This window comes from Williamsia muralis, from assembly GCF_051487485.1.
In the GTDB taxonomy this organism is placed as follows: Bacteria; Actinomycetota; Actinomycetes; order Mycobacteriales; family Mycobacteriaceae; genus Williamsia; species Williamsia muralis_B.
This window is the reverse complement of record NZ_JAHVCV010000005.1, coordinates 39713-62316: the sequence shown is the minus strand read 5'-3', so window position 1 is coordinate 62316 and position 22604 is coordinate 39713. Positions and strand designations below refer to the sequence as shown.

General features: G+C 65.2%; 21 protein-coding genes and 2 tRNA genes. 9 read left to right on the top strand and 14 right to left on the bottom strand.

Translation table 11 applies throughout. The features are described from left to right. Positions 1-3: 3 nt before the first annotated feature. Together leuD and leuC are read right to left on the bottom strand one after the other, a co-directional pair. A complete protein-coding gene (leuD, locus tag KXR83_RS14525; protein WP_437425427.1) occupies positions 4-612 on the bottom strand; it encodes a 3-isopropylmalate dehydratase small subunit in 609 nt (202 codons plus the stop codon). A 30-nt stretch (positions 613-642) separates the two neighbouring features. After that, positions 643-2064: a 3-isopropylmalate dehydratase large subunit gene (gene leuC, locus KXR83_RS14520; RefSeq protein WP_437425837.1), complete on the bottom strand. Its 1422-nt coding sequence runs from the start codon at positions 2062-2064 to the stop codon at positions 643-645. 86 nt (positions 2065-2150) lie between these two features. Between leuC and KXR83_RS14515 the strand changes: the two genes are divergently transcribed. Then, complete coding sequence (locus KXR83_RS14515; RefSeq protein WP_437425426.1) at positions 2151-2870, top strand: IclR family transcriptional regulator; 720 nt, start codon at positions 2151-2153, stop codon at positions 2868-2870. An 89-nt stretch (positions 2871-2959) separates the two neighbouring features. Next, positions 2960-3466: a pyridoxamine 5'-phosphate oxidase family protein gene (locus KXR83_RS14510; RefSeq protein WP_023963788.1), complete on the top strand. Its 507-nt coding sequence runs from the start codon at positions 2960-2962 to the stop codon at positions 3464-3466. 28 nt (positions 3467-3494) lie between these two features. Here the strand turns inward: KXR83_RS14510 and KXR83_RS14505 are convergent, their stop codons facing one another. After that, entirely contained in the window at positions 3495-3719 is a 225-nt protein-coding gene (locus tag KXR83_RS14505; protein WP_437425425.1) for a hypothetical protein, read from the bottom strand. A gap of 143 nt (positions 3720-3862) precedes the next feature. Here KXR83_RS14505 and KXR83_RS14500 point away from each other — a divergent pair, with 143 nt between their 5' ends. Together KXR83_RS14500 and KXR83_RS14495 are read left to right on the top strand one after the other, a co-directional pair. Next, positions 3863-4093, top strand: a complete 231-nt coding sequence (locus tag KXR83_RS14500) for a hypothetical protein (RefSeq protein WP_030172015.1) — start codon at positions 3863-3865, stop codon at positions 4091-4093. 38 nt (positions 4094-4131) lie between these two features. Then, positions 4132-5163 carry an N-acetylmuramoyl-L-alanine amidase gene (locus KXR83_RS14495; RefSeq protein ID WP_437425424.1) on the top strand — a complete coding sequence of 344 codons (1032 nt, stop codon included), beginning with the start codon at positions 4132-4134 and terminating at the stop codon, positions 5161-5163. A gap of 99 nt (positions 5164-5262) precedes the next feature. Here KXR83_RS14495 and KXR83_RS14490 read toward each other — a convergent pair. From KXR83_RS14490 to KXR83_RS14470, 5 genes are all read right to left on the bottom strand, one after another. Then, a tRNA-Glu gene (locus tag KXR83_RS14490) sits at positions 5263-5335 on the bottom strand. 27 nt (positions 5336-5362) lie between these two features. Further along, positions 5363-5434, bottom strand: a tRNA-Gln gene (locus KXR83_RS14485). 101 nt (positions 5435-5535) lie between these two features. Continuing rightward, the gene (gltX, locus tag KXR83_RS14480) at positions 5536-7008 is read right to left on the bottom strand and encodes a glutamate--tRNA ligase (RefSeq protein ID WP_437425423.1); all 1473 of its coding nucleotides are present in this window, start codon (positions 7006-7008) and stop codon (positions 5536-5538) included. Positions 7009-7056: 48 nt separating this feature from the next. Continuing rightward, the gene (locus tag KXR83_RS14475) at positions 7057-7884 is read right to left on the bottom strand and encodes an alpha/beta fold hydrolase (protein ID WP_437425422.1); all 828 of its coding nucleotides are present in this window, start codon (positions 7882-7884) and stop codon (positions 7057-7059) included. Between the two features lies 1 nt (position 7885). Further along, the gene (locus tag KXR83_RS14470) at positions 7886-8662 is read right to left on the bottom strand and encodes a fumarylacetoacetate hydrolase family protein (RefSeq protein WP_437425421.1); all 777 of its coding nucleotides are present in this window, start codon (positions 8660-8662) and stop codon (positions 7886-7888) included. 120 nt (positions 8663-8782) lie between these two features. On the opposite strand from KXR83_RS14470, the gene KXR83_RS14465 reads away from it, so the two are divergent. Further along, entirely contained in the window at positions 8783-10024 is a 1242-nt protein-coding gene (locus tag KXR83_RS14465; RefSeq protein WP_437425420.1) for an MFS transporter, read from the top strand. Positions 10025-10052: 28 nt separating this feature from the next. Here the strand turns inward: KXR83_RS14465 and KXR83_RS14460 are convergent, their stop codons facing one another. Both KXR83_RS14460 and serA read right to left on the bottom strand, forming a co-directional pair. Next, positions 10053-11066 carry a 3-isopropylmalate dehydrogenase gene (locus tag KXR83_RS14460; protein ID WP_437425419.1) on the bottom strand — a complete coding sequence of 338 codons (1014 nt, stop codon included), beginning with the start codon at positions 11064-11066 and terminating at the stop codon, positions 10053-10055. Continuing rightward, on the bottom strand, positions 11063-12658 hold the full coding sequence (serA, locus tag KXR83_RS14455) for a phosphoglycerate dehydrogenase (RefSeq protein ID WP_437425418.1): 1596 nt from the start codon (positions 12656-12658) through the stop codon (positions 11063-11065). The genes KXR83_RS14460 and serA overlap by 4 nt, the downstream gene beginning before the upstream one ends. A gap of 257 nt (positions 12659-12915) precedes the next feature. Between serA and KXR83_RS14450 the strand changes: the two genes are divergently transcribed. Then, on the top strand, positions 12916-13578 hold the full coding sequence (locus KXR83_RS14450; protein WP_030172037.1) for a S1 family peptidase: 663 nt from the start codon (positions 12916-12918) through the stop codon (positions 13576-13578). 77 nt (positions 13579-13655) lie between these two features. Here KXR83_RS14450 and ilvC read toward each other — a convergent pair whose 3' ends face one another. The 3 genes from ilvC to KXR83_RS14435 all read right to left on the bottom strand — a co-directional run bounded on the left by ilvC (position 13656) and on the right by KXR83_RS14435 (position 17322). After that, positions 13656-14693 (bottom strand): ketol-acid reductoisomerase, encoded by a 1038-nt coding sequence (ilvC, locus tag KXR83_RS14445; protein ID WP_437425836.1) that lies wholly within the window; start codon positions 14691-14693, stop codon positions 13656-13658. A gap of 107 nt (positions 14694-14800) precedes the next feature. Then, positions 14801-15304 carry an acetolactate synthase small subunit gene (gene ilvN / locus KXR83_RS14440; RefSeq protein WP_023963810.1) on the bottom strand — a complete coding sequence of 168 codons (504 nt, stop codon included), beginning with the start codon at positions 15302-15304 and terminating at the stop codon, positions 14801-14803. Next, complete coding sequence (locus KXR83_RS14435) at positions 15301-17322, bottom strand: acetolactate synthase large subunit (protein ID WP_437425417.1); 2022 nt, start codon at positions 17320-17322, stop codon at positions 15301-15303. Before KXR83_RS14435 ends, ilvN begins: the two co-directional genes overlap by 4 nt. A 325-nt stretch (positions 17323-17647) precedes the next feature. Here KXR83_RS14435 and KXR83_RS14430 point away from each other — a divergent pair, with 325 nt between their 5' ends. Together KXR83_RS14430 and ilvD are read left to right on the top strand one after the other, a co-directional pair. Beyond that, a complete protein-coding gene (locus tag KXR83_RS14430) occupies positions 17648-18172 on the top strand; it encodes a PH domain-containing protein (protein ID WP_437425416.1) in 525 nt (174 codons plus the stop codon). 189 nt (positions 18173-18361) lie between these two features. Continuing rightward, a complete protein-coding gene (ilvD, locus tag KXR83_RS14425; RefSeq protein ID WP_437425415.1) occupies positions 18362-20209 on the top strand; it encodes a dihydroxy-acid dehydratase in 1848 nt (615 codons plus the stop codon). Between the two features lie 107 nt (positions 20210-20316). On the opposite strand, the gene KXR83_RS14420 is transcribed toward ilvD, so the two are convergent. After that, positions 20317-21381, bottom strand: coding sequence for a DoxX family protein (locus tag KXR83_RS14420; RefSeq protein ID WP_437425414.1), 1065 nt, complete (start codon positions 21379-21381; stop codon positions 20317-20319). An 82-nt stretch (positions 21382-21463) separates the two neighbouring features. Here KXR83_RS14420 and KXR83_RS14415 point away from each other — a divergent pair, with 82 nt between their 5' ends. Further along, positions 21464-22600, top strand: a complete 1137-nt coding sequence (locus KXR83_RS14415) for a PQQ-dependent sugar dehydrogenase (protein WP_437425835.1) — start codon at positions 21464-21466, stop codon at positions 22598-22600. The last annotated feature ends 4 nt before the right edge of the window (positions 22601-22604 follow it).

The window sequence follows — 22604 nt, the reverse complement described above, 5'->3', positions numbered from 1 at the left end:
GCTTCAGGCTCCCGAGGGAGGGACCGGCAGGGTTTTCGGTTTCCATACGGGCCTTACCTTTTCAAACGCAGAAATGGCTTCGACCTGCCGCAATGTCAGTCCGATGTCGTCCAGACCCTCCATCAGACGCCACCTTGTGTACTCATCAATTGCAAAGCGCACCACTAGGTCCCCTGCGGTGACGGTCTGATCTTCAAGGCTCACCGTCAATTCCAGTCCGGGCTGCTCTTCGAGCCGTTTCCAGAGCAGTTCGACGTCCGGCTGCTCCACCTGGGCGGCCACCAAACCCGCTTTTCCGGCGTTCCCGCGGAAGATATCGGCGAATCTCGACGAGATGACAACCCGAAATCCGAAGTCGGATAACGCCCAGACGGCGTGCTCGCGCGACGACCCGGTGCCGAAGTCGGGCCCGGCCACGAGCACCGAGCCGCGGTTGTACGGCTCGGTGTTGAGGACAAAATCGGGGTCGTTGCGCCACGCGGCGAACAAACCGTCCTCAAAGCCCGTGCGAGTCACCCGCTTCAGGTAGACCGCCGGGATGATCTGATCGGTGTCGACGTTGCCCCTGCGCATCGGGACGCCGATGCCGGTGTGCGTGGTGATCGGTTCCATCGTCTGTTCTTTCTATTCGGCCTGTGAGGTTTATCGGACGGGATCGGGCAGATCCGTGGGCGCAGAAAGCCGACCGCGGATCGCGGTGGCCGCCGCCACGGCCGGTGAGACCAGATGGGTTCGGCCGCCCTTGCCCTGTCGCCCTTCGAAATTCCGGTTCGATGTGGACGCACACCGTTCCCCTGGCGCCAGCTGGTCCGGGTTCATCCCCAGACACATCGAGCACCCCGCCTGTCGCCACTGTGCGCCTGCGGCATCGAATATCTCACCGAGGCCCTCCTGTTCGGCCTGCAGCCGCACACGGGTGGACCCCGGGACGATCAGCATGCGCATCCCGTCGGCGATCTTGCGACCGTCGAGGATCTCGGCCACCGCACGCAGATCCTCGATGCGCCCGTTGGTGCACGATCCGACGAAGACGGTGTCCACCTCCACCTCACGCAGTGGGGTTCCGGGCTTCAAATCCATGTACTCGAGCGCCTTCTGCGCCGAGGCGGCCAGTCCCTCGTCGGTCATCTCGGCCGGGTCGGGCACTGTGGCACCGAGGGGCGCGCCCTGACCGGGGTTGGTCCCCCAGGTGACGAACGGCGTCAGCGACGCGGCGTCGATGTGCACCTCGGCATCGAAGACAGCGTCCGGATCGGTACGCAATTGTCGCCAATTCTCCACCGCCGCGTCCCAATCGGCACCCTGCGGGGCGTGCGGACGGCCCTTGATGAACTCGAAGGTGATGTCGTCGGGAGCGATAAGACCCGCCCGTGCGCCGGCCTCAATCGACATGTTGCACACGGTCATCCGTGCTTCCATCGACAGCTTCTCGATCGCCGACCCGCGGTACTCGAGAACGTAACCCTGCCCCCCGCCGGTGCCGATCTTGGCAATGATCGCCAAGATCAGGTCCTTGCTCGTCACGCCGGGCGGCAGCTCGCCGTCGACGGTGATCGCCATTGTCTTGAAGGGGCGCAACGACAATGTCTGAGTTGCCATGACGTGTTCGACCTCGGAGGTGCCGATGCCCATCGCGATCGCACCGAAGGCGCCGTGGGTCGAGGTGTGGCTGTCACCGCAGACCACTGTCATACCCGGCAGGGTGAGTCCGAGCTGCGGCCCGATGATGTGGACGATGCCCTGTTCGGCGTCGCCCATCGAATGCAGTCGGATACCGAACTCTTCACAGTTGCGGCGAAGGGTGTCCACCTGCAACCGCGAGATGGGGTCGGCGATGACCTTGTCGATGTCGACCGTCGGGACGTTGTGGTCCTCGGTCGCGATCGTGAGGTCGGGCCTGCGCACCGGACGGTTCGCGAGGCGGAGCCCATCGAATGCCTGCGGGCTGGTCACCTCGTGCACGAGATGTAGATCGATGTAGATCAAGTCGGGGTTGCGTGAGGATCCTTCTCCCTCACCGCGGACCACAACATGCTCTTCCCAGACCTTTTCGGCCAGGGTCATCGGACGGTCGGTCACCACAATCACCACTTTTCTGTCTTACCGAGTTGGGGCTGGCATCTCAGTATGCGAGAGCATAGTATCGGCTTGTGAGAAATGATACCGCATCGGCCACCTCCAGTGGCATCGGTGTTCTGGACAAATCCGTTGCAGTTCTGCACGCCGTCGCCGAGGGCCCGTGCAATCTGGGAGAGCTCTGTTCACGCACCGGCCTGCCCCGCGCCACCGCGCACCGATTGGCGGTCGGCCTCGAGACCCATCGACTGCTGGCACGCAACACATCCGGCTTGTGGTGCCCGGGTCCGGTCTTGGGCGAATTGGCTGCCGGAGCCACCGACACGGTCCGCGAGGCCGCAGCCCTGGTGCTGCCGAGGCTGCGCGAGATCACCGGGGAAAGTGTGCAGCTCTATCGCCGCGAGGGTGCCGACCGCATCTGTGTCGCGGCGATCGAACCGCCGTCGGGACTTCGGGACACGGTCCCGGTTGGCGCGCGTCTGCCGATGAACGCCGGTTCCGGAGCGAAGGTTCTTCTTGCCTGGTCTGATCCGGCGACCGCGCGATTGTTGTTGGGAGAGAACGGATTCAGCGAGCGGACATTGCTCGAGGTGCGTCGACGCGGCTGGGCGCAGAGCGTCGGAGAACGCGAGCCCGGCGTCGCGAGTGTGTCCGCCCCGGTTCGCAGCCCCAGCGGCGAGGTGATCGCGGCGATCTCGGTATCCGGCCCGATCGACCGGATGGGCCGGCGGCCGGGATCGCGATGGGCCGCTGACCTGCTGGCTGCAGCCGATGCGATCAACAAGCGGCTGTAGCGCGGCATTAGTGTGTGAGAACACGTTCATCTGAGACGGAGATTGAGGGGCGATCGACCCATCACTCTCCCGCGGCGAGAGGGCACCGAGTGGGTACGAACGAGCGCGGCAAGATTGTCATGAGCGAGGACGAGATCTCGACGTTCATCGTCCAGAGCCGAACCGCGACACTGGCAACGGTGTCCGCTCAGGGCAGGCCTCACCTCGTCGCGATGTGGTACGCGGTGATCGACGGCGAGATCTGGTTCGAGACCAAGGCCAAATCACAGAAGGCGGTGAACGTGCGCCGCAACCCGATCTGCACCGTGATGATCGAAGACGGCCTGACCTACGACAAACTCCGCGGCGTCGCAATCGAAGGCACCGCATCGATCCACGACGATCCCGACACCATCCTGAAGGTCGGGATCAGTGTGTGGGAACGCTACAACGGCCCGTACACCGAAGAGATGCGACCGTTCGTGGACCAGATGATGAACAAGCGCGTGGCGGTCCGGGTCTCACCCGACCGCGTCCGCAGCTGGGATCACCGCAAGCTGGGTATGCCCGAGATCCCGTTGGCCGGCAGCACAGCTGAGTTCTTGAACCAGCAGTGATCGCGTGCACCGACCGCCGAGTGTGTGATCACTCGGCCAGGTGCGCGGCGATCTCGTCCAGGACCGGGTCACCGTCGTTGGCCTTCTGGACCTGATCGCGCCACGACGACAATTTCGCATCCCTCGCATGGATGTCGTCCGCACTCTCGGTGGCGCTGGTTGTCGATGACGTCCCCGGCATATCCGGTGATGATGATCCGATCCTCAGGTCGAGTTCGGTGAGCAGCTCGTTCTTCGTCATCTTCTTGGTCATTGGCCAATCCTGCGTCAGGCACGTGGCTTTCTTCAACTCGCCGCCCGAACGACGCGTCACAGACGCACGAGCGATGGATCCACTCCCCTGTCCGACGGCTTTTGTACGCTCATCGGGTTGACCCCGTACTCGAGGAGGTACCGATGGTGCACTATCTGCGCCTCGTCTCGGACTCTGGCCGCGAGTTGAACTACCGGCTCCATCACGATGCCGATCCCGACTCGATCCAGACCTGGCTCGCCGAAGGCGTTCGAGCGCAAGCCTTCGTCAACGTCCCGATCGTGATGGACGGCCAGGTGGAGATCACCACGCTCGCCGTGCAACCGGGGCGCTGGGCGGCCTGGATGGTGTTCCACGTCGCCCAACCTCTCTGACGCGACCGCACCCGACAAGACACCAAGGAGACGCTGCCGTGGCAAATCCCGTCTGGCTCGCCGACGTTCTGCGCGCAGAGGGTGTGGAGACCGTGGAGTATCCGGGCTGGCGCGACCGCGGCCACGGCGACTTCGGGGAGATCACCCATGTCATGGCACACCACACCGGTGGAAACGCCAGTCCTCGATCCATCGCTGAGCACCCCGATTTGGGACTGAGTTCCCAGATACACCTTGCCCGCAATGGAGTCGCGACGGTTGTCGGCGCGGGCATCGCCTGGCATGCCGGTCCTGGCGACTGGCCCGGCATTCCCACCGATGATGCCAACCGGGTCTCCATCGGGATCGAGGCGGAGAACAGCGGCACCGAAGGATGGTCCGCGGCGCAGTACTGGGCTTACGTGAAGGTGTGTGCAGCGATCTGCCGACAGCTCGGACTGGGCGCAGATCGGGTCATCGGCCACAAGGAATGGGCCGGCCGCTCGCAGGGTAAGTGGGACCCGGGCGGCATCGACATGGATGCGTTCCGGCAAGACATCCAGCAACAGATCAACCGAGGCCCGACACCGCCTGCGGTCAACCAGATCGATGAAGTCCAGAAGGCCGCGGGTTTCTGGCTGGGAGAACGTGAGACGCCCGGTGAGATGATCTGCGGATCAGACGGCGCAGGCAGGTACGCGAAGTTCCGCGCCGGCTACATCTACTGGCACCCGCGGTTCGGCGCACATGCGGTGAACATGCGCATCTTCGAGTACTGGGCCGGATTGAACTGGGAGAACGGTCCTCTGGGATACCCCGTGCGCGGGCACACCTTTGTGGAGGGCGTGGGCGACATCCAGGCGTTCGAACGCGGCGTGGTGTTCCGCAGATTGGGCGCCGACCCCGGACATCACGTGCACGGCGTGATCGGCGACGCGTACTACCGCCGAGGGGCCGAAACCGGTGAGCTGGGTTGGCCGGTGTCCAACGAGTACGAGTACAACGGCGGCCGAGCACAGGACTTCGAAAACGGCTCGCTGGCCTGGCATCCCACCGGGGCCGTTCGTATCTCCACACCGTCCACCGATTGAATCGGGGAGACAGACTCTGCCGACCTAGAGACGCTGCTGCCCTGACCCAAAACAAAAGACCCTCTCCCCTGCGTTGCAGATGAGAGGGTCTTTCTGTTGTAGCCCCGACGGGATTCGAACCCGCGCTACCGCCTTGAGAGGGCGGCGTCCTAGGCCGCTAGACGACGGGGCCAGAACTGTCACAGCTGCGCTGTGAACGCTGGGGTACCAGGACTCGAACCTAGAATGGCGGTACCAGAAACCGCTGTGTTGCCAATTACACCATACCCCAATGGCTGCTTTCCAAGCCGCTTGTGACCGCCGGAAAAGCGCCGAAAAGAAGGGTATCAAACCCCCCGCCAGAACCTACAATCGCCAGCTCAGAACGGGTTTTCAGCAGAAGTTTGCCCGGGCTTGCCGCAAACGATCGAGACTGCGCGCCTCGCCGAGTAGCTCGAGCGACTCGAACAGTGGCGGGCTGATGTGGGATCCGGTCACCGCCACCCGCACCGGACCGAACGCCTTGCGCGGCTTGAGCTCCAGCTTGTCCACCAGCGAATCTTTGAGGGCCGCCTCGATCGCGGGGGTGGTCCACTCGTCCAGAGCGCTCAGAGCGGCGATGGTGGCGTCGAGCACCGGCCCGGCGTCAGCTCCCAGGTTCTTGCGCGCAGCCGTCTCGTCGATGGCGAACTCGCTGTCGGGAACATAGAGGAACGCGATCAGACCCCATGCGTCACCGAGAACCTGGATGCGGGTCTGCACCAGATCGGCCACCACGGTGAACTGTTTGTCGTCCACAGGCTGGGTCAGCAGCCCAACGGAGACCAGGTACGTGCGCAGCCGGTCGGCGAAGTCCTCCGGAGCCAAGCGTCGAATGTGCTCGGCGTTGATTGCGTCGGCCTTCTTCTGGTCGAACCGGGCCGGGTTGGAGTTGACCTGACGGATGTCGAACGCCGCGATCATCTCGTCGAGGGTGAAGATGTCGTGATCGTCGGCGATACCCCAGCCGAGTAGCGCCAGGTAATTCAGCAGCCCCTCGGGGATGAATCCCCGGTCGCGGTGGTGGAACAGACTCGATTCCGGGTCGCGCTTCGACAACTTCTTGTTACCTTCGCCCATCACAAACGGAAGGTGACCGAATTCTGGTGTGCCCTTTGCGATTCCGATCCGGGCCAGCGCCTCGTACAGCGCGATCTGGCGAGGCGTGGACGACAGCAGATCCTCACCCCGCAGTACGTGGGTGATGTTCATCAAGGCGTCGTCGACCGGATTGACCAACGTGTACAACGGATCACCGTTGCCGCGTGTCAAGGCGAAGTCGGGGACCGTGCCCGCCCGGATCACCGTGCGGCCACGCACCAGATCGTCCCACTCGATGTCGCGGTCGGGCATCGGCAAACGCACCACCGAGGTTCGGCCTTCGTCACGGTAGGCCTGCTTCTGCTCATCGGTCAGGGTGCGGTCGAAGTTGTCGTAACCCAACTTGGGGTCGCGGCCGGCCGCCTTGTGGCGGGCCTCGACCTCGTCGGCCGTCGAGAAGGCCTCATACGCTTCGCCGGCCTCGAGCAGCTTGGCGACCACGTCGAGATGCTGTGCCTTGCGCAGCGACTGACGGTACGGCTCGTACGGGCCACCGACCTCGGGGCCCTCGTCCCACTCGAGCCCGAGCCAGCGAAGGGCGTCGAGCAAGGACTGGTACGACTCCTCGCTGTCTCGCGCCGCGTCGGTGTCCTCGATGCGAAACACGAAAGTGCCGCCGGTGTGCCGCGCGTGGACGAAGTTGAACAGCGCGGTACGCACCAGACCGACGTGGGGGGTGCCGGTCGGTGATGGACAGAAACGGACGCGGACCTGCGAATCACTCATGTGCCCAGGCTATCGCTGACCGCCGGCCGGCCCTCGCCCGGTCGCGGCTCAGCGGGCGTGCTGGTCGAGGAACCCGATCAGCAGCGAGTTCACCTCGTCGGGCTGCTCGAGATAACCGTAGTGTCCGGCCTTCTCGACAACGCGGTACTCGGCGCTGCCGATCGCGTCGGCGACCTCGCGCGCAAGGTGAGGTGGCAACGTCCGATCGTCTGCGAAGCCGACCACAAGAGACGGCGTGTTGATGCCCGCATAGGCTGACAGCCGGTCGCTCTCGCCGTCGTGCAACGCCAGCTGCGCACGTACTCCCGCGGTGTTGGATTGACCCGAGAATTCGATGACGTCCAGCCAATCCCGGACGGCGACGTCGTCGTCGAGTGTGTGTCGCGACAGGTTCAGGTGCGCGGTGATCGCGGCGTAATAACGCGGCGGGAGCGTGATGCCCTGGTCATACAGGGCACGCTCACCCTCTGAGATCGCCTCTTGGAGAGGCCCACTGCGGCCGTACGTGGCGATCATCGCCGCGCACTTGACGAGTTCTGGACGAGCCAGCGCCAACTCCTGGGTGATCTTCGCTCCCAGCGAGGTGCCGACCACCGCGGCCGGACCCGCACCGATGAACTCGATCAGCGCAGCGGTGTCGGCCACCATGTCGGCGAGGGTGAACCCGCCGGGACACTCGCTCGACGGCGAGATCCCACGATTGTCGAATGTGATGACCCGGTAGCCGGCCTTGACCAACGCCGGCTGCTGGTGCGCTTTCCACACCCGGCCGGGGCTACCCGTCCCCATCACCATCACGACCAGCGGACCGGTCCCCGCGTCTTCATAACTCAGCTGAATTCCGTTGACCTGAGCGGTCTTGGGTTGTGGGCGCATGTCACTTGCCCCGATCGGCGATCGGATTGGTGAGGGTTCCGATGCCCTCGACCGTCACGCTCACCGTCTGGCCGGCGTTCATGGGGCCGATACCTTCTGGGGTGCCCGTCAGGATGACGTCGCCCGGAAGAAGTGTCATCACCGCGCTGATCCACTCCACGATCTCACCCACGTCGTGGAGCATCAGACTGGTCCGACTGCGCTGCCTCACCTCGCCGTCGAGTTCTGTGCGGATCTCGAGATCGCTTGGGTCGAGCTCGGTTTCGATCCATGGGCCGAGAGGACAGAACGTGTCGTGCCCCTTACCGCGGGTCCACTGACCATCGGCCTTCTGCTGATCGCGAGCTGTCACATCGTTGCCGACCGTGTAACCGAGGATGACGTCTTTAGCGGCAGAGGCCTTCACATCACGGCACGGGCGCCCGATGACAACGGCCAGCTCCCCCTCGTAGTCGACCCGGTCCGACGACTTGGGTCGGAGAATGGGCACCTGGGGACCGATGATCGACGTGTTCGGCTTGATGAAGATGACCGGGTTCGCCGGCACGTCCGTCTCCATCTCCGCCGCGTGCGCGGCGTAGTTCTTACCGATGCAGATCACCTTGCTGGCCAGGATGGGCGCCAACAGCCTAGTGTCGGCCAGTTGCCAGCTGCGGCCCGTGAACGTGGGTGTGCCGAAGGGATGCTCGGCGATCTCGCGGGCTGTGGCGTCACCGCCTTCTCCCTCGATACTGACAAAGGCAACCCCGTCGGGGCTCGCAATTCGACCTAGACGCATGGTCGCCACACTATCGCACCGGCGCCGTCTCACAGGGCGGGAGCCGGGTTGGTTGCACTCCCTAAGTGTTTTAGAATGTGGGCATTCAGTTTCATATGTTGAGATCAGTGGAGGTGTGTGGTGCCCACGGAAACCCGACGTCGGGCGATGCTCGCCGCCTCCCTCACGGCAGCCATGGCAACTACCTGCGTGGTCAGTGGAATAGCCTTCCTGATCCCGGAGCTGCACCGATCCGAGGGGATGTCGCTGACGGCCGCCTCAACCCTTGCCGCGGTTCCCATGGTCGGCCTGCTGCTCGCGACCATCGCCTGGGGGGTCGCTCTGGACCGCTTCGGTGAGCGTCGCATCTTGCTGTTGTCGTTGACGTTGACCGTCGCGGCCACCGGATCCGCCTGCCTGGCCGACGCTTTGGAGGCGCCGACCCTGGTCCTCGGCGCGTGCCTACTGGTCGCGGGAATCACATCGGCGGCAACCAACGGCGCCGGCGGGCGCATCGTCGTCGGATGGTTTCCTCCCGATCGCCGAGGCACCGCGATGGGCGTCCGGCAGATGGCGCAGCCGTTGGGCATCGGGGTCTGCGCATTGACGATTCCGGTGCTGGCCGAAACCTTCGGCGTCACCGCGGGTTTGGCTGTTCCCCTGGTGGTCACATCATTGGCGGCCGTATTCGTGGCAGCAGTGATCGCCGACCCACCCCGTGAGACCAAGGCGGACGGATCCGCGGTCGAGTCCCCGAATCCCTATCGCGGGAGCAGCTTCCTGCCGCGAGTTCATGGCGTCAGCGTCCTGCTGTCGATCCCGCAGGGGATGTTGTGGACCTTCGTCCCAGCGTGGCTCATCGTGCAGCACGAATGGTCAGCCCTCAGCGCCGGGATACTGGTGACGATCAGCCAGGTACTCGGCGCATTCGGCCGTATCGCCGCCGGGCGGTGGTCGGACTCGTGGGGGTCGCGCACCAAACCCATTCGGCTGATCGCCGTCGGCGCGGCTGCCTCGGTCGGCTTGCTGGCGTTCACGGACTGGCTCGACAGCCCGACCGCAGCCATCGTCATGGTGGTCGCGAGCGTGATCACCGTGGCGGACAACGGGTTGGCCTTCACCGCCATCGCCGAATTCGCGGGCCCAGGGTGGAGCGGGCGCGGACTCGCGATCCAGAACACCGGACAGTATCTCTGGATGGCTGGATCCACTCCCCTGTTCGGAATGGCGATCGGCGCCTTCGGCTATCCGGCGGCCTTCTTGATCTCCGCAGCCGCGCCGGCCATCGCGATCGGCTTGGTCCCGGCCGACGAAGAGCCACCAAACAAATCCGCTCCACCTACTTTCGTTCGCACCGGTTGCGACGGGAGCGAACAGAAGTAGGTGGAGCGGATTCTCGGAGGTATCCGATTCAGCCGAGTGCAGCCTTGATCCGGGTCCCGACCTCGTCGGTGGTCACCGGCTGATCGCCGCGGCCCGCGAGGTCCGCAGCAACTGCTTGGTCGATGCGGTCGGCTTCGGCGTCGTGACCGAGATGGCGCAGCAGCAGTGCCACCGACAAGATGGCAGCCGTCGGATCGGCCTTGCCCTGCCCGGCGATGTCGGGTGCGCTGCCGTGAACCGGCTCGAACATCGACGGGTTGGTACCGGTGGCATCGATGTTGCCGGATGCCGCCAAACCGATACCGCCACTGACCGCCGCGGCGATGTCGGTGATGATGTCGCCGAACAAGTTGTCGGTGACGATGACGTCGTAGCGCGACGGGTTGGTGACCATGTAGATGGTTGCCGCGTCGATGTGGTTGTAATCGACCGTCACTTCCGGGAACTCGGCCGCGACCTCGTCGACGGTGCGCTTCCACAGCGACCCGGCGAAGGTCAGCACGTTCGTCTTGTGAATCAGGGTGAGGTGCTTGCGGCGTGCCTGGGCACGCGAGAAAGCATCTCGGACAACACGTTCGACGCCGAAGCGAGTGTTGACACTGACCTCTGTGGCGACCTCGTTGGGGGTGCCCACACGGATCGCGCCACCATTTCCGGTGTACGGACCCTCGGTGCCCTCCCGTACCACCACGAAGTCGATGTCAGGATTGCCGGCCAGCGGCGAACGCACGCCCGGGAACAACTTGCTGGGGCGCAGGTTCACGTGGTGATCGAGCGCAAATCGCATCTTCAGCAGCAGCCCGCGCTCGAGGATGCCCGGGGTCACCGACGGGTCCCCGATCGCACCCAGCAGGATCGCGTCGTGTTCGCGGATGGCGGCGAGGTCGCTGTCCGTGAGCAGTTCGCCCGTGCGGTGGTAGCGCTGGGCGCCGAGGTCGAACTCTGTTTTCTCGACTCCCGGAAGCACCTGATCGAGAACGGCCAGCGCCTGCCCGACGACCTCGGGCCCGATGCCGTCGCCCGCGATGACAGCCAGTTTCACGACAGGTTCACCTGCTCGATGAGGGTGGCGTCGACAGCCTCGCCGATGGCCTCGACGACAGCTGCGGGAACTTCCTGGCTGACGCGGAGCAGGATGGTTGCGCCTTCGCCCTCGGCGTCCTGGGAGAGGCCGGCAGCCTGGATGTCGATACCGGCGTTGCCCAGCAGTGTGCCGATCTTGCCGAGCGATCCGGGCTTGTCGCCGTAGGCGACAACAAGGTTGCGGCCTTCGGCACGCAGGTCGAAGTTGCGGCCGTTGATGTTCACGACCTTCTCGACCTCGGCCGGACCCGAGAGGGTGCCGGCCACGTTCAGCACGGTGCCGTCACCGAACACAGCGCGCAGGTCGACCAGGTTTCGGTGGTTCGGGCTCTCGGACGCCGTGGTGACCTCCGAGGTCACGCCACGCTCTGCAGCCAGAGCCGGAGCGTTCACGAACGTGACCGGCTCCTCGATGACCGCCGAGAACAACCCGCGCAGCGCGGACAGACCGAGCACGTCCACGTTCTTGACGGCGATCTCGCCGCGCACGTCGACGGTGAGGTTGGCCGGAACCTGACCGGACAGCGCTCCGACGAGGACGCCGAGCTTGCGGACGAGTTCGAGCCACGGCGCGACCTCGTCGTCGACAGACCCGCCCGTGATGTTGACTGCGTCGGGAACGAAATGGCCGGCCAGGGCCAACCGAACACTCTTGGCGACGTCGGTGCCCGCGCGATCCTGGGCCTCCGAGGTGGAGGCGCCGAGGTGCGGGGTGACAACGACCTGCGGCAGCTCGAACAGCGGCGAATCGGTGCACGGCTCGGTGGCGTACACGTCGAGCCCGGCAGCGAACACCTGACCGGACGCGATGGCGTCGGCGAGAGCCTGCTCGTCGATCAGACCGCCACGGGCGGCGTTGACCACGATGACGCCCTTCTTGGTACGGGCGAGCTGCTCGGCGCCGATCAGCCCGAGGGTTTCCGGAGTCTTGGGCAGGTGCACCGAGAACATGTCGGCACGCTCGAGGAGTTCATCGAGGCTGACGAGTTCGATGCCGAGCTGCGCGGCGCGAGCCGGGGACACGTAGGGGTCGTACGCGATGATGTTGGTCTCGAAGGCCGCGAGGCGCTGCGCGAACAGCTGCCCGATCCGGCCGAGCCCGACAACACCGACGGTTTTGCCGAAGATCTCGACCCCGTTGAAGCTCGACCGCTTCCATTCGTGCTGACGCAGCGTCGCATCGGCTGCGGGGATCTGGCGGGCCGCGGACAGCAACAGGCTGACGGCGTGCTCTGCGGCGGTGTGGATGTTCGAGGTCGGCGCATTGACGACCATGACACCGCGTTCGGTGGCGGCCGGCACGTCCACGTTGTCCAGGCCCACTCCAGCGCGGGCGACGATCTTCAGATTTGGTCCGGCGGCCAGGACCTCGGCATCAACCTGAGTGGCCGATCGGACCAGGATCGCATCGGCATCCTTGACGGCTTCGAGCAACTTGGGACGATCCGGGCCGTCGACCCAGCGCACCTCGACATCCTCACCCAGTGCAGTAACGGTGGACTGGGCCAATTTGTCGGCGATCAGGACGACTGGGCGGCCGGTGGGACTCACGGTGATTTTCTCCTGGTGTCGGGCCGCGCCCGGTGCTCTACCGGGAGCAAACTCAGTTGGCAACTCCAGCGATCAGCTTAGAGGCCCTCTCCTGCGGATTTCCCGCGGGTGGGTAGAGCGACAAGCATCCGACCTGCGTGATTAAAGAATCTTCATTCGCGTGCAGGCAATCTAGCCCCCTGTGACTTGCGTTACGGTTATATTGCATCCGGGCGGGGGGCGCTCAGGTGGCCCGCACACACGATTGGGGAATCGAAATGTTCAGGAAACTGCTCGCCGTCTGCGCTGCGATCGCGATGGCCGCACTCGTGCTGGTGGGGGCAGGCACGGCGAGCGCGGATCCCGCCAAGGTCACCCTCGGAGGCGGGTCGGGAATCCTCATCCTCACCGGGGGCAACACCGCAGCCGCGTGCACCCTCACCACCATCGGCACCGACAACCGAGGCGACCTCTACGGGCTGACGGCGGCGCACTGCGGCGAAGGCGGCCAGCGTGTCATCTCCGAACAGTTCCAGAACCGGGGCCTACTCGGCCGCATCGCTTTCTCCAATCACAAACTCGACTACGCCATCATCAAGTTCGACAACACCAAGGTGACCCCCACCCGCACGGTCGGCAGTGTGACCATCCGCGGCGTGCAGACCACTCCCCCGGCAGTCGGCAGCATCGCCTGCAAAGAGGGCCGCACCACCGGCAACACCTGCGGCATCACCTGGTTCTCCAACGGCACCGAACACATCAGCCAGATCTGCGTTGTTGAAGGCGACTCGGGAAGTCCCGTCGTAGTCGGCGACAGGCTCATCGGCATGGTCAACGCCTACTACTTCGTCGGATGCATCGGGCCGGAGACCGGCACCAACATCAAGGCGCTCCTCGATGACATGCCCAAGCGGGGCGTCGAGGGCTTCAAGGTCTTCTGAAACCACGAGGCCCGACCACAACAACAAACAAGCCCCGGTCCAATATGGACCGGGGCTTGTTGTGAAACTACTGCGTATCAGGCAGTTTCGGTGATCGGACGATCAACCCAGCTCATCAGGTCGCGCAGCTTCTGGCCGGTGACCTCGATGGGGTGTTCGGCGTTCTGCTTGCGCAGGCCTTCGAGCTCTTTGTTGCCGCCTTCGACGTTGGCGACCAGGCGCTTGACGAAGGTGCCGTCCTGGATGTCCTTGAGGATGCCCTGCATACGCTCTTTGGTGCCCGAGTCGATGACGCGGGGACCGGAGACGTAGCCACCGAACTCGGCGGTGTCGGAGACCGAGTAGTTCATGCGGGCGATGCCGCCTTCGTACATGAGGTCGACGATGAGCTTGAGCTCGTGCAGCACCTCGAAGTACGCCATCTCGGGCGCGTAGCCGGCTTCGACCATGACCTCGAAACCGATCTTGACCAGTTCCTCGGTGCCGCCGCAGAGCACGGCCTGCTCGCCGAAGAGGTCGGTTTCGGTCTCTTCTTTGAACGTGGTCTTGATGACGCCCGCGCGGGCTCCACCGATCGCAGCGGCGTAGCTCAGGGCCAGGGCCTCGCCGTTACCCTTGGGATCCTGATCGACCGCGATGAGGCACGGCACACCCTTGCCGTCGACGTACTGACGACGCACGAGGTGTCCCGGACCCTTGGGGGCGACCATGCCGACGGTGATGTTGTCAGCCGGCTCGATCAGGTCGAAGTGGATGTTGAGGCCGTGGCCGAAGAACAGCGCGTCGCCGTCGTTGAGGTTGGGCTCGATCTCATCTTTGAAGATCTTCGCCTGTGAGGTGTCGGGGGCGAGCACCATGATGACGTCGGCCCAGGCGGCGGCCTCGGACGCGGTCAGGACCTTGAGGCCCTGCTCCTCGGCCTTGGCGCGCGAAGCGCTGCCCTCGCGCAGGCCGATCACGACCTCGACACCCGAATCACGCAGGCTCAGCGAGTGTGCGTGTCCCTGACTGCCGTATCCGATGACCGCAACTTTGCGGCCCTGGATGATCGACAGGTCGGCATCGTCGTCGTAGAACATCTCGACTGCCACTTGGTTTTCCCTTCTTCGGTGAATCTCCCGGCCCTCATTGGCCAGGGACTAGTTCTTTATTCGACTCGAACTTCTGGTGTGGTGACGAACTCGGGCCCTAGAGACGAGCCGAGCGCATTCCGGCGAACGCCTCAGCGGGCCGCCGACATACTCTTCGGACCTCGACCGAGCGCAACGATGCCCGACTGGGCGATCTCGCGAATGCCGTACGGATCAAGCATTTTCAGCAGTGCCTCGAGCTTGTCGGGAGTACCGGTCGCCTCGACGGTGATCGATTCCGGCGACACGTCGATGACCTTCGCCCGGAACAGGTTGACCACTTCGATCACCTCTCCGCGCGCCGACGCATCCGAGCGCACCTTGATCATCATGAGCTCGCGGGCCACGGAGGTGTCCGGGTCCTGCTCGACGATCTTGATCACGTTGATCAGCTTGTTGAGCTGCTTGGTGACCTGCTCGAGAGGGAAATCCTCCACCGCGACCATGATGGTCATCCGCGAGACACCCTTGAGTTCGGTGGCTCCCACGGCGAGGGACTCGATGTTGAACCCGCGGCGCGAGAACAGTGCCGAGACACGGGCCAGGACACCTGGACGGTCCTCGACGAGCACGCTGAGGGTGTGATGCGTCGTCATTTCGTCTCGTCTTTCTCGTCACTGATCCGGGTGGTCTGCACCGATTCGACGCCGGCGATGTCTCCGCCGGCCATCGTCCGGTGGATCTCGGCGGGTTCGGTGGATGCGGCCTCGTCGTCGTCGAACAAGGGCCGGATTCCGCGGGCCGCCATGATCTCGTCGTTGCCGGTTCCCGCGGCGACCATGGGCCACACCTGGGCGTCGGCACCGACGACGAAGTCGATGACCACCGGACGATCGTTGATCGCACGCGCCTCGGCGAGCACGGCATCGACGTCTTCCTCGCGCTCACAACGCAATCCGACACAGCCGAGCGCTTCGGCGAGCTTCAGGAAATCCGGGATCCGCACCGACGACTCGGAATGGTGAGTCGAGAGGTTGGTGTTGGAGTACCGCTCGTCGTAGAAGAGGGTCTGCCACTGCCGGACCATGCCCAGATTGCCGTTGTTGATGACGGCGACCTTGATGGGGATGCCCTCGATGGCGCAGGTGGCCAGTTCCTGATTGGTCATCTGGAAACAGCCGTCGCCGTCGATGGCCCACACCTCGGTGTCGGGCATACCGAGCTTGGCGCCCATGGCAGCCGGCACGGCGTAACCCATGGTGCCCAGCCCGCCCGAGTTCAGCCATGTACGCGGCTTCTCATACGAGATGAACTGTGCGGCCCACATCTGGTGCTGTCCGACGCCCGCGCAGTAGATCGCGTCCGGGCCGGCGGTCTTGCCGATCGCCGAGATCACGAACTCCGGCGACATCGAGCCGTCGGCCGGGCGGTCATAGCTCAACGGGTAGGTACGGCGGATCCCGTCGAGGTAGCTCCACCATGTGCTGAGGTCCGGCGCAGCCGCGGTGGTCGCCCGCTCGTCACGGATCGCCTCGGTCAGCTCGGTGATCACCGCACGGCAATCCCCGACGATCGGCACGTCCGCATGCCGGTTCTTGCCGATCTCGGCAGGATCGATGTCGGCGTGGATGACCTTGGCATCGGGAGCGAACGAATCGAGCGCGCCGGTGACACGGTCGTCGAAGCGAGCGCCGAGGGTGATCAGCAGGTCGCTGCGCTGAAGAGCCGCGACCGCGGCAACCGTTCCGTGCATTCCGGGCATTCCGAGGTGCAGCTTGTGGCTGTCGGGGAACGCGCCGCGGGCCATGAGGGTGGTGACCACGGGAATACCGGTCAGTTCGGCCAGCTCGAGCAACTCAGCGGAGGAGTCGGATTTGATGACCCCGCCACCGACGTAGAGCACGGGTGAACGCGACGACGCGATCAGCCTGGCGGCTTCCCGGACCTGTTTGCCGTGAGGCTTGGTGACAGGACGGTAGCCGGGCAGATCGAGCTGCGGCGGCCACGAGAACGTGGTCTGGGCCTGCAGCACATCTTTGGGGATGTCGACGAGAACCGCTCCGGGACGGCCACTTTCGGCGATGTGGAACGCTTCGGCCATCACCTTCGCGATCTCCGCACCACTGTTGACCAAGAAGTTGTGCTTCGTGATCGGCATGGTGATGCCGGAGATGTCGGCTTCCTGGAAGGCGTCGGTACCGATCAGCGCGCGGCCGACCTGCCCGGTGATCGCGACGATGGGCACAGAGTCCATCTGCGCGTCGGCCAGGGGCGTGACCAGGTTGGTGGCACCGGGACCAGAGGTCGCCATGCACACCCCGACGCGTCCGGTGGCCTGCGCGTAACCGGTGGCGGCGTGGCCGGCCCCCTGCTCGTGGCGGACCAGGATGTGGCGGACCTGCTTGGAGTCGAACAGGGGGTCGTAGACCGGGAGGACCGCTCCGCCGGGAATGCCGAAGACCGCATCGACGCCGAGTTCCTCGAGGGCGCGCACTACTGCCTTGGCACCACTGACCCGCTCCGGTGCCACCGTTCGACGGGGACCGGTTGCGGACGGGGCTACCGGCGAACCATTCCCTGGCGTACGCCGCGGGGCGACGGGCCCCTTGGCCTGCTGCGTTGTCTGACCACCGGGGTGGGACCCCGGCTGGGTGCGTGCTGCTGGTGCGCTCACTGCACCTTCCCTCTGTTCGGACACCACGGCCCTGGGCCGCATGCGTCGGTGGACAACAAAAAACCCCCGACAGCCGTTGCTGTGCGAGGGTGGCGCGTCGATGCTTTGTGAGTACTCGTGGGAGATACCCGGTCAGGCGATGACGCGCCGGCCGAGTACGAGAATCTGTTTTTGCATCACAGTTAGCCAGGCTAGAACTGCAGATGCAGTGAGTCAAACTCCTTGAGATCCGATCCCACATCGTGGGATCAGGTCAATGCCCAGGCCGCAGGGCTGTGTTCATCGCCGATTCCGTCTGCGTCTTCGGGGATGCCACAATGTCTCGGTGTCCGAGACCGAATCAATCGAGCTGCCCGCGGTGTTCCGCATCACTCCGGTCGCCTACTTTGCTGCGTTCATGATGGCGGTGACGTCGCTGGCCCTGGCGGGCGCATCGTTGCGCTATCTCGGCTGGACCCTGGTGGTCCCGATCCTGCTGGCCTTGTGGATCCATCGGCTGCGCACCATCGTCACCGAGGAGGGGGTCACCGCCGTGAGCCTGCGGGGTCGCCGGTCGGCAACGTGGGACCAGATCGCCGGGCTGCAATTCCCCAAGTGGGGCGCCGTGCGTGCGGTCCGGACCGACAAATCCAAACTCGTGCTGCCCGCCATCACCTTCCGTGACCTACCCCGCCTGTCGGCGGCCAGCCGCGGACGCATACCCGATCCCTACGCGATCGACAGCCCCGAGCAGGAACGGATAGCCGAGGTCGAGGAGCCCAAACCCGAGCCGGCCTCGTCCACCGATGACATCATCTCCGACAACGATGGGGACTCCGGCACCAAACCTGGCGAGGGTACGACCACCTGAGCCCTGAAGGTCTCCCGCCGGTCCAATCCGCCTCGAGATGATCCGCCCCGGCCGAAACCCGCACTGAGCACTGCTGACTCCGTACGGCCGCGCAAAAGCGGCCGCGCGCACGGGAGTACGGTTGACCGCGCAACTATTCCGTGCCGCAGCCCGGCCGGATCTGGTCGAGCAATCGAGGAATCAGCAGCCATGCCGAATTTGAGGTCACGCACCACCACCGTCGGACGTAATGCGTCGGGCGCCCGCTCGCTCTGGCGCGCCACCGGGATGACCGACGACGATTTCGGCAAACCGATTGTGGCCATTGCCAATTCGTATACCCAGTTCGTACCCGGCCATGTGCACCTCAAGGACGTGGGCGAGATCGTCGCAGAAGCTGTTCGTGCTGCGGGAGGCGTGCCGAGGGAGTTCCACACCATCGCTGTCGACGACGGTATCGCGATGGGCCACGACGGCATGCTCTACTCGCTGCCCAGCCGGGAGATCATCGCCGATTCGGTGGAGTACATGGTCAACGCCCACACTGCCGACGCGCTGGTGTGTATCTCCAACTGCGACAAGATCACCCCGGGAATGCTGAATGCGGCCATGCGGCTCGACATCCCCACCGTCTTCGTCTCGGGCGGCCCGATGGAGGCCGGCAAGGCCGTTGTCGTCGGAGACACGGTGCATCCCTCGTCAGACCTGATCACGTCGATCTCGGCCTCGGCCAACGACGCCGTCGACGATGCCGCGCTCCGGGAGGTCGAACTCGCCGCGTGCCCGACCTGCGGTTCGTGCTCGGGCATGTTCACGGCCAACTCCATGAACTGCCTCACCGAGGCGCTGGGACTGGCCCTGCCGGGCAACGGTTCCACCCTCGCGACCCACGAAGCGCGCCGCAGTCTGTTCAGCAGGGCCGGACAGGTGATCGTCGAGGCGGCACTGCGGTACTACCGAGACGATGACGAGTCGGTGCTCCCCCGGAACATCGCCACTCCCAGTGCATTCCGCAATGCCATGGCGCTCGACGTGGCCATGGGCGGCTCGACGAACACCGTTCTACACGTATTGGCTGCCGCCCAGGAAGGCGAGGTCCGCGACTTCGACCTCACGGTCATCGATGAGATCAGCCGCCGCGTGCCCTGCTTGTCGAAGGTGTCGCCCAACTCGGACTACCACATGGAAGACGTGCACAGGGCCGGCGGAATCGCCGCCATCCTGGGCGAGCTCCGGCGGGCAGGACTGCTCGACGACACCACCAGCACGGTTCATTCGCCGACCATGGCTACCTTCCTTGACGACTGGGATATCCGCGGCGGCAAGGCAACCGACGAAGCCTTCGAGCTGTTCCACGCGGCCCCCGGTGGCGTTCGCACCACCACACCGTTCTCGACTGCCAATCGATGGAGCTCTCTCGACACCGATGCTGCCGGCGGATGCATCCGCGACATCGAGCACGCCTACACGGTCGAAGGTGGGTTGTGCGTGCTGCGCGGCAATCTCGCCGAGGACGGCGCGGTGCTCAAGACGGCCGGCATCGACGAGGACCTGTGGCACTTCCAGGGCCCGGCTCGCGTGGTCGAGTCCCAGGACGAAGCCGTCCAGGTCATCCTGAGCAAGACGATCCAGGCCGGCGAAGTGCTGGTGGTGCGGTACGAGGGTCCTGCTGGTGGGCCCGGCATGCAGGAGATGCTGCACCCCACCGCCTTCATGAAGGGCACGGGCATGGGCAAGAAATGCGCGCTCATCACCGACGGACGTTTCTCGGGTGGGTCCTCGGGGCTGTCGGTCGGCCACATCTCGCCGGAAGCCGCCGCGGGCGGTGTCATCGGACTCATCGAGGACGGCGACCAGGTGCTTATCGACGTGAAGACCCGCAAGCTGGAAGTGCTCGTCGACGACGAGGTCCTTGCCGATCGTCGAGCGAAGATGGACGCATCCGAACGCCCGTGGCAGCCGAGGCAAGCCCGCGATCGTAAGGTGACCACCGCGCTGCGCGCCTACGCCAAGCTCGCCACGTCAGCCGACAAGGGCGCGGTCCGCCAGGTCGATTGACCGGTCTCGATCGGCCCTGAGATCGGCCCGTTGCGAGGCCGCTGAGGGACATACTCCCCCGGCGGCCCGCCACGGCGACGAAGTTGGCGAAGTTGAGGAGGGCCTGACTACTGGGCGGGGTTACCCGGCGATTCGAACGGGTTGGTTCCGTTGAACAGGAACCAGATCGCCACCGGTGCGGCGATGCCGACAACAAGCCAGGCGACCGACCCGATGAACGGCCGGGTGGCCCAGCCCCGGTTGAAGTCGAGAGAGATACGGCCCGGCCCGGTCAAGATGATCACCGCGGCCGCCAGACCGAGGAACAGTTCGTACTCGATGCCCTTGTTGGTGAAGTCGGGGTCGACCGCGAAGAACCACACGCCGCCCGCGAGGGTCGACTTGAACAGCGCGGCGACAACCATGACGCCCAGGACCGCCGCGCCCGCGATGGGGGTCAGCAGTCCGAGCACCAGCATCAACCCGCCGATGGTCTCCGATAGCGCGCCCAGCACGGCAAGCCACTTGGCGGCATCCGGGTTGAACCCGATGTTGGTGTTGGCCGAGTTGACGAGGTAGTCCTCGAAGCCGCTGAGCCGGGGGCCGTTCCACCACCCGAACAGTTTCTGGCTGCCATGGGCCATCGCGATCAGGCCGACACCCACCCGCAGGATCAGCAATCCCAGATCGGTGGTCCCTCGCCGAACGGGCGCCTCGGTGACCACCGGACCGACGGGTTCGGGCTCAGCCGGGCCGCGGGTCGCGAAGTCGTCATCGTCGTCGTATCGCGGCTGCGGACCGTGCTGACGATGGAAGTCGTCCCGGTCCACACCCGCTGTCGGAATCCGGGTTGTCGCGGTGGAGGGCGCCGCTGCAGCGGGCCTGGCCACCACATCGGTGTCCTGGCGGGACAGATCGTCATCGACCGCCTGGGCACCTGCCGGCGTGGCGCCGGCAGGCTGCTTGCGCATGGTCGGGATCTGCTCGGTTTCTTCCAGTTCCGCCTCGTCCTGGGCGAACTGACCGCCTTCGCCGGAGCGAGGTGAGCGGTAGGGCGCGTAGCCATAGGCGCCGGTATCGCCCTCCGGCCGGGTCGCCTGCGGGTCGCGCGCCGCATTCTGCGGCACTCCGATCTGTTCGGTGGGCTCGTCGTAGGGGCTCGACCCCTGGCCGTCAGGATCTCGTTCGGTCACAGTTCGACCTTAGAGGCTCACCGCGCAACCCAAGTGTTCGCCGGGCCGGGCGCGCCCGATCAGTAGGGTGGACGCCATGACAATGCACCACGGGTCTGCGATCGCACGGATCGTGATCATGCTGGTGGCGGCAGCCACCGTGGTGACCGGATGTGCCGACGGCTTCGCCGAGCAGGACCGCAACCGCGACGCCGGCCAGTTCTCCACCAACCCCAACCCGCCGATGCAGCAGCAGGAACAGACACCGAGCAGTCCGCCACCGACCGATCCGGGTGCTCCGACGGGTCCGTGCCCAGACCCCGACCCCACCGTCATCGCCACATGTCTCGACACCACCAGTGGCGTGCTTCCTGGAAATGCCGACGCGACGGCGACCGTGGTAGCGCAACGCACCACGGGAAAGATCGTGCGCACCAAGCGCGGCGGGCCGACTCAGGACGTGGCCTCGTTCGAGGTCGATGCCTCCGGCGACGGAGGCCTGCTGGACTTCGCCTTCTCCCCGGATTTCGCGCAGGATCAATTGCTCTACGCGTACATCACCACCCCCACCGACAACCGGGTTGTCCGCTTGGCCCCGAATGACGTGCCCAAGCCGATTCTCGTCGGCATCCCCAAGGGCCCGGTCGGGAACATGGGAACCATTCATTTCAAGAGTCCGACCGAATTGCTGGTGGCCACCGGCGACGCTGGCGATCCCCAGTCGGCGTCTGACCCGTCATCGCTGGCGGGCAAGATTCTGTCGGTCACGGACCTGGCCTCGGGTAGCACCACCCCACCCCGGGTACTGACGTCGGGACTGGGATCGAACCCGGCTCTGTGCCCCGACGTCGCCACCGGTGCGCTGTACCTCACCGACCGCGCCCCCGCCGAGGACCGCCTCCAGCTGATCAGCGCCACCGGTGTGGCACGCACGTTGTGGACCTGGCCCGACAAACCCGAAACCGCGGGCTGTGCTGCGGTCAACGGCATGATCATGGTGTCGCAGACCAAAACTCAACGACTTCAGGCCCTGGCGGCACCCACCGAGGAGAAGCCCACCACACCTGAGCCTGTCACCGTCCTGGAGAAGCGATACGGGTCGCTCGGACGCCTCACGGCTGTACCCGGTGGCCTCTTTCAGGTCGCGACGGTGAACAAGCAGACCGGTACGGCCGGCCCCACAGACGATCGGGTGATCATCATCCCGATGCCGCAGGGCCCCGCCGACACCAACATCTGAACCG

Coding starts and splice junctions, on each gene's coding strand:
- leuD (WP_437425427.1), bottom strand. CDS start 612: ATGGAACCGATCACCACGCACACCGGCATCGGCGTCCCGATGCGCAGG.
- leuC (WP_437425837.1), bottom strand. CDS start 2,064: ATGACCCTGGCCGAAAAGGTCTGGGAAGAGCATGTTGTGGTCCGCGGT.
- KXR83_RS14505 (WP_437425425.1), bottom strand. CDS start 3,719: ATGACCAAGAAGATGACGAAGAACGAGCTGCTCACCGAACTCGACCTG.
- KXR83_RS14500 (WP_030172015.1), top strand. CDS start 3,863: ATGGTGCACTATCTGCGCCTCGTCTCGGACTCTGGCCGCGAGTTGAAC.
- gltX (WP_437425423.1), bottom strand. CDS start 7,008: ATGAGTGATTCGCAGGTCCGCGTCCGTTTCTGTCCATCACCGACCGGC.
- KXR83_RS14475 (WP_437425422.1), bottom strand. CDS start 7,884: ATGCGCCCACAACCCAAGACCGCTCAGGTCAACGGAATTCAGCTGAGT.
- KXR83_RS14470 (WP_437425421.1), bottom strand. CDS start 8,662: ATGCGTCTAGGTCGAATTGCGAGCCCCGACGGGGTTGCCTTTGTCAGT.
- KXR83_RS14450 (WP_030172037.1), top strand. CDS start 12,916: ATGTTCAGGAAACTGCTCGCCGTCTGCGCTGCGATCGCGATGGCCGCA.
- ilvN (WP_023963810.1), bottom strand. CDS start 15,304: ATGACGACGCATCACACCCTCAGCGTGCTCGTCGAGGACCGTCCAGGT.
- ilvD (WP_437425415.1), top strand. CDS start 18,362: ATGCCGAATTTGAGGTCACGCACCACCACCGTCGGACGTAATGCGTCG.
- KXR83_RS14415 (WP_437425835.1), top strand. CDS start 21,464: ATGCACCACGGGTCTGCGATCGCACGGATCGTGATCATGCTGGTGGCG.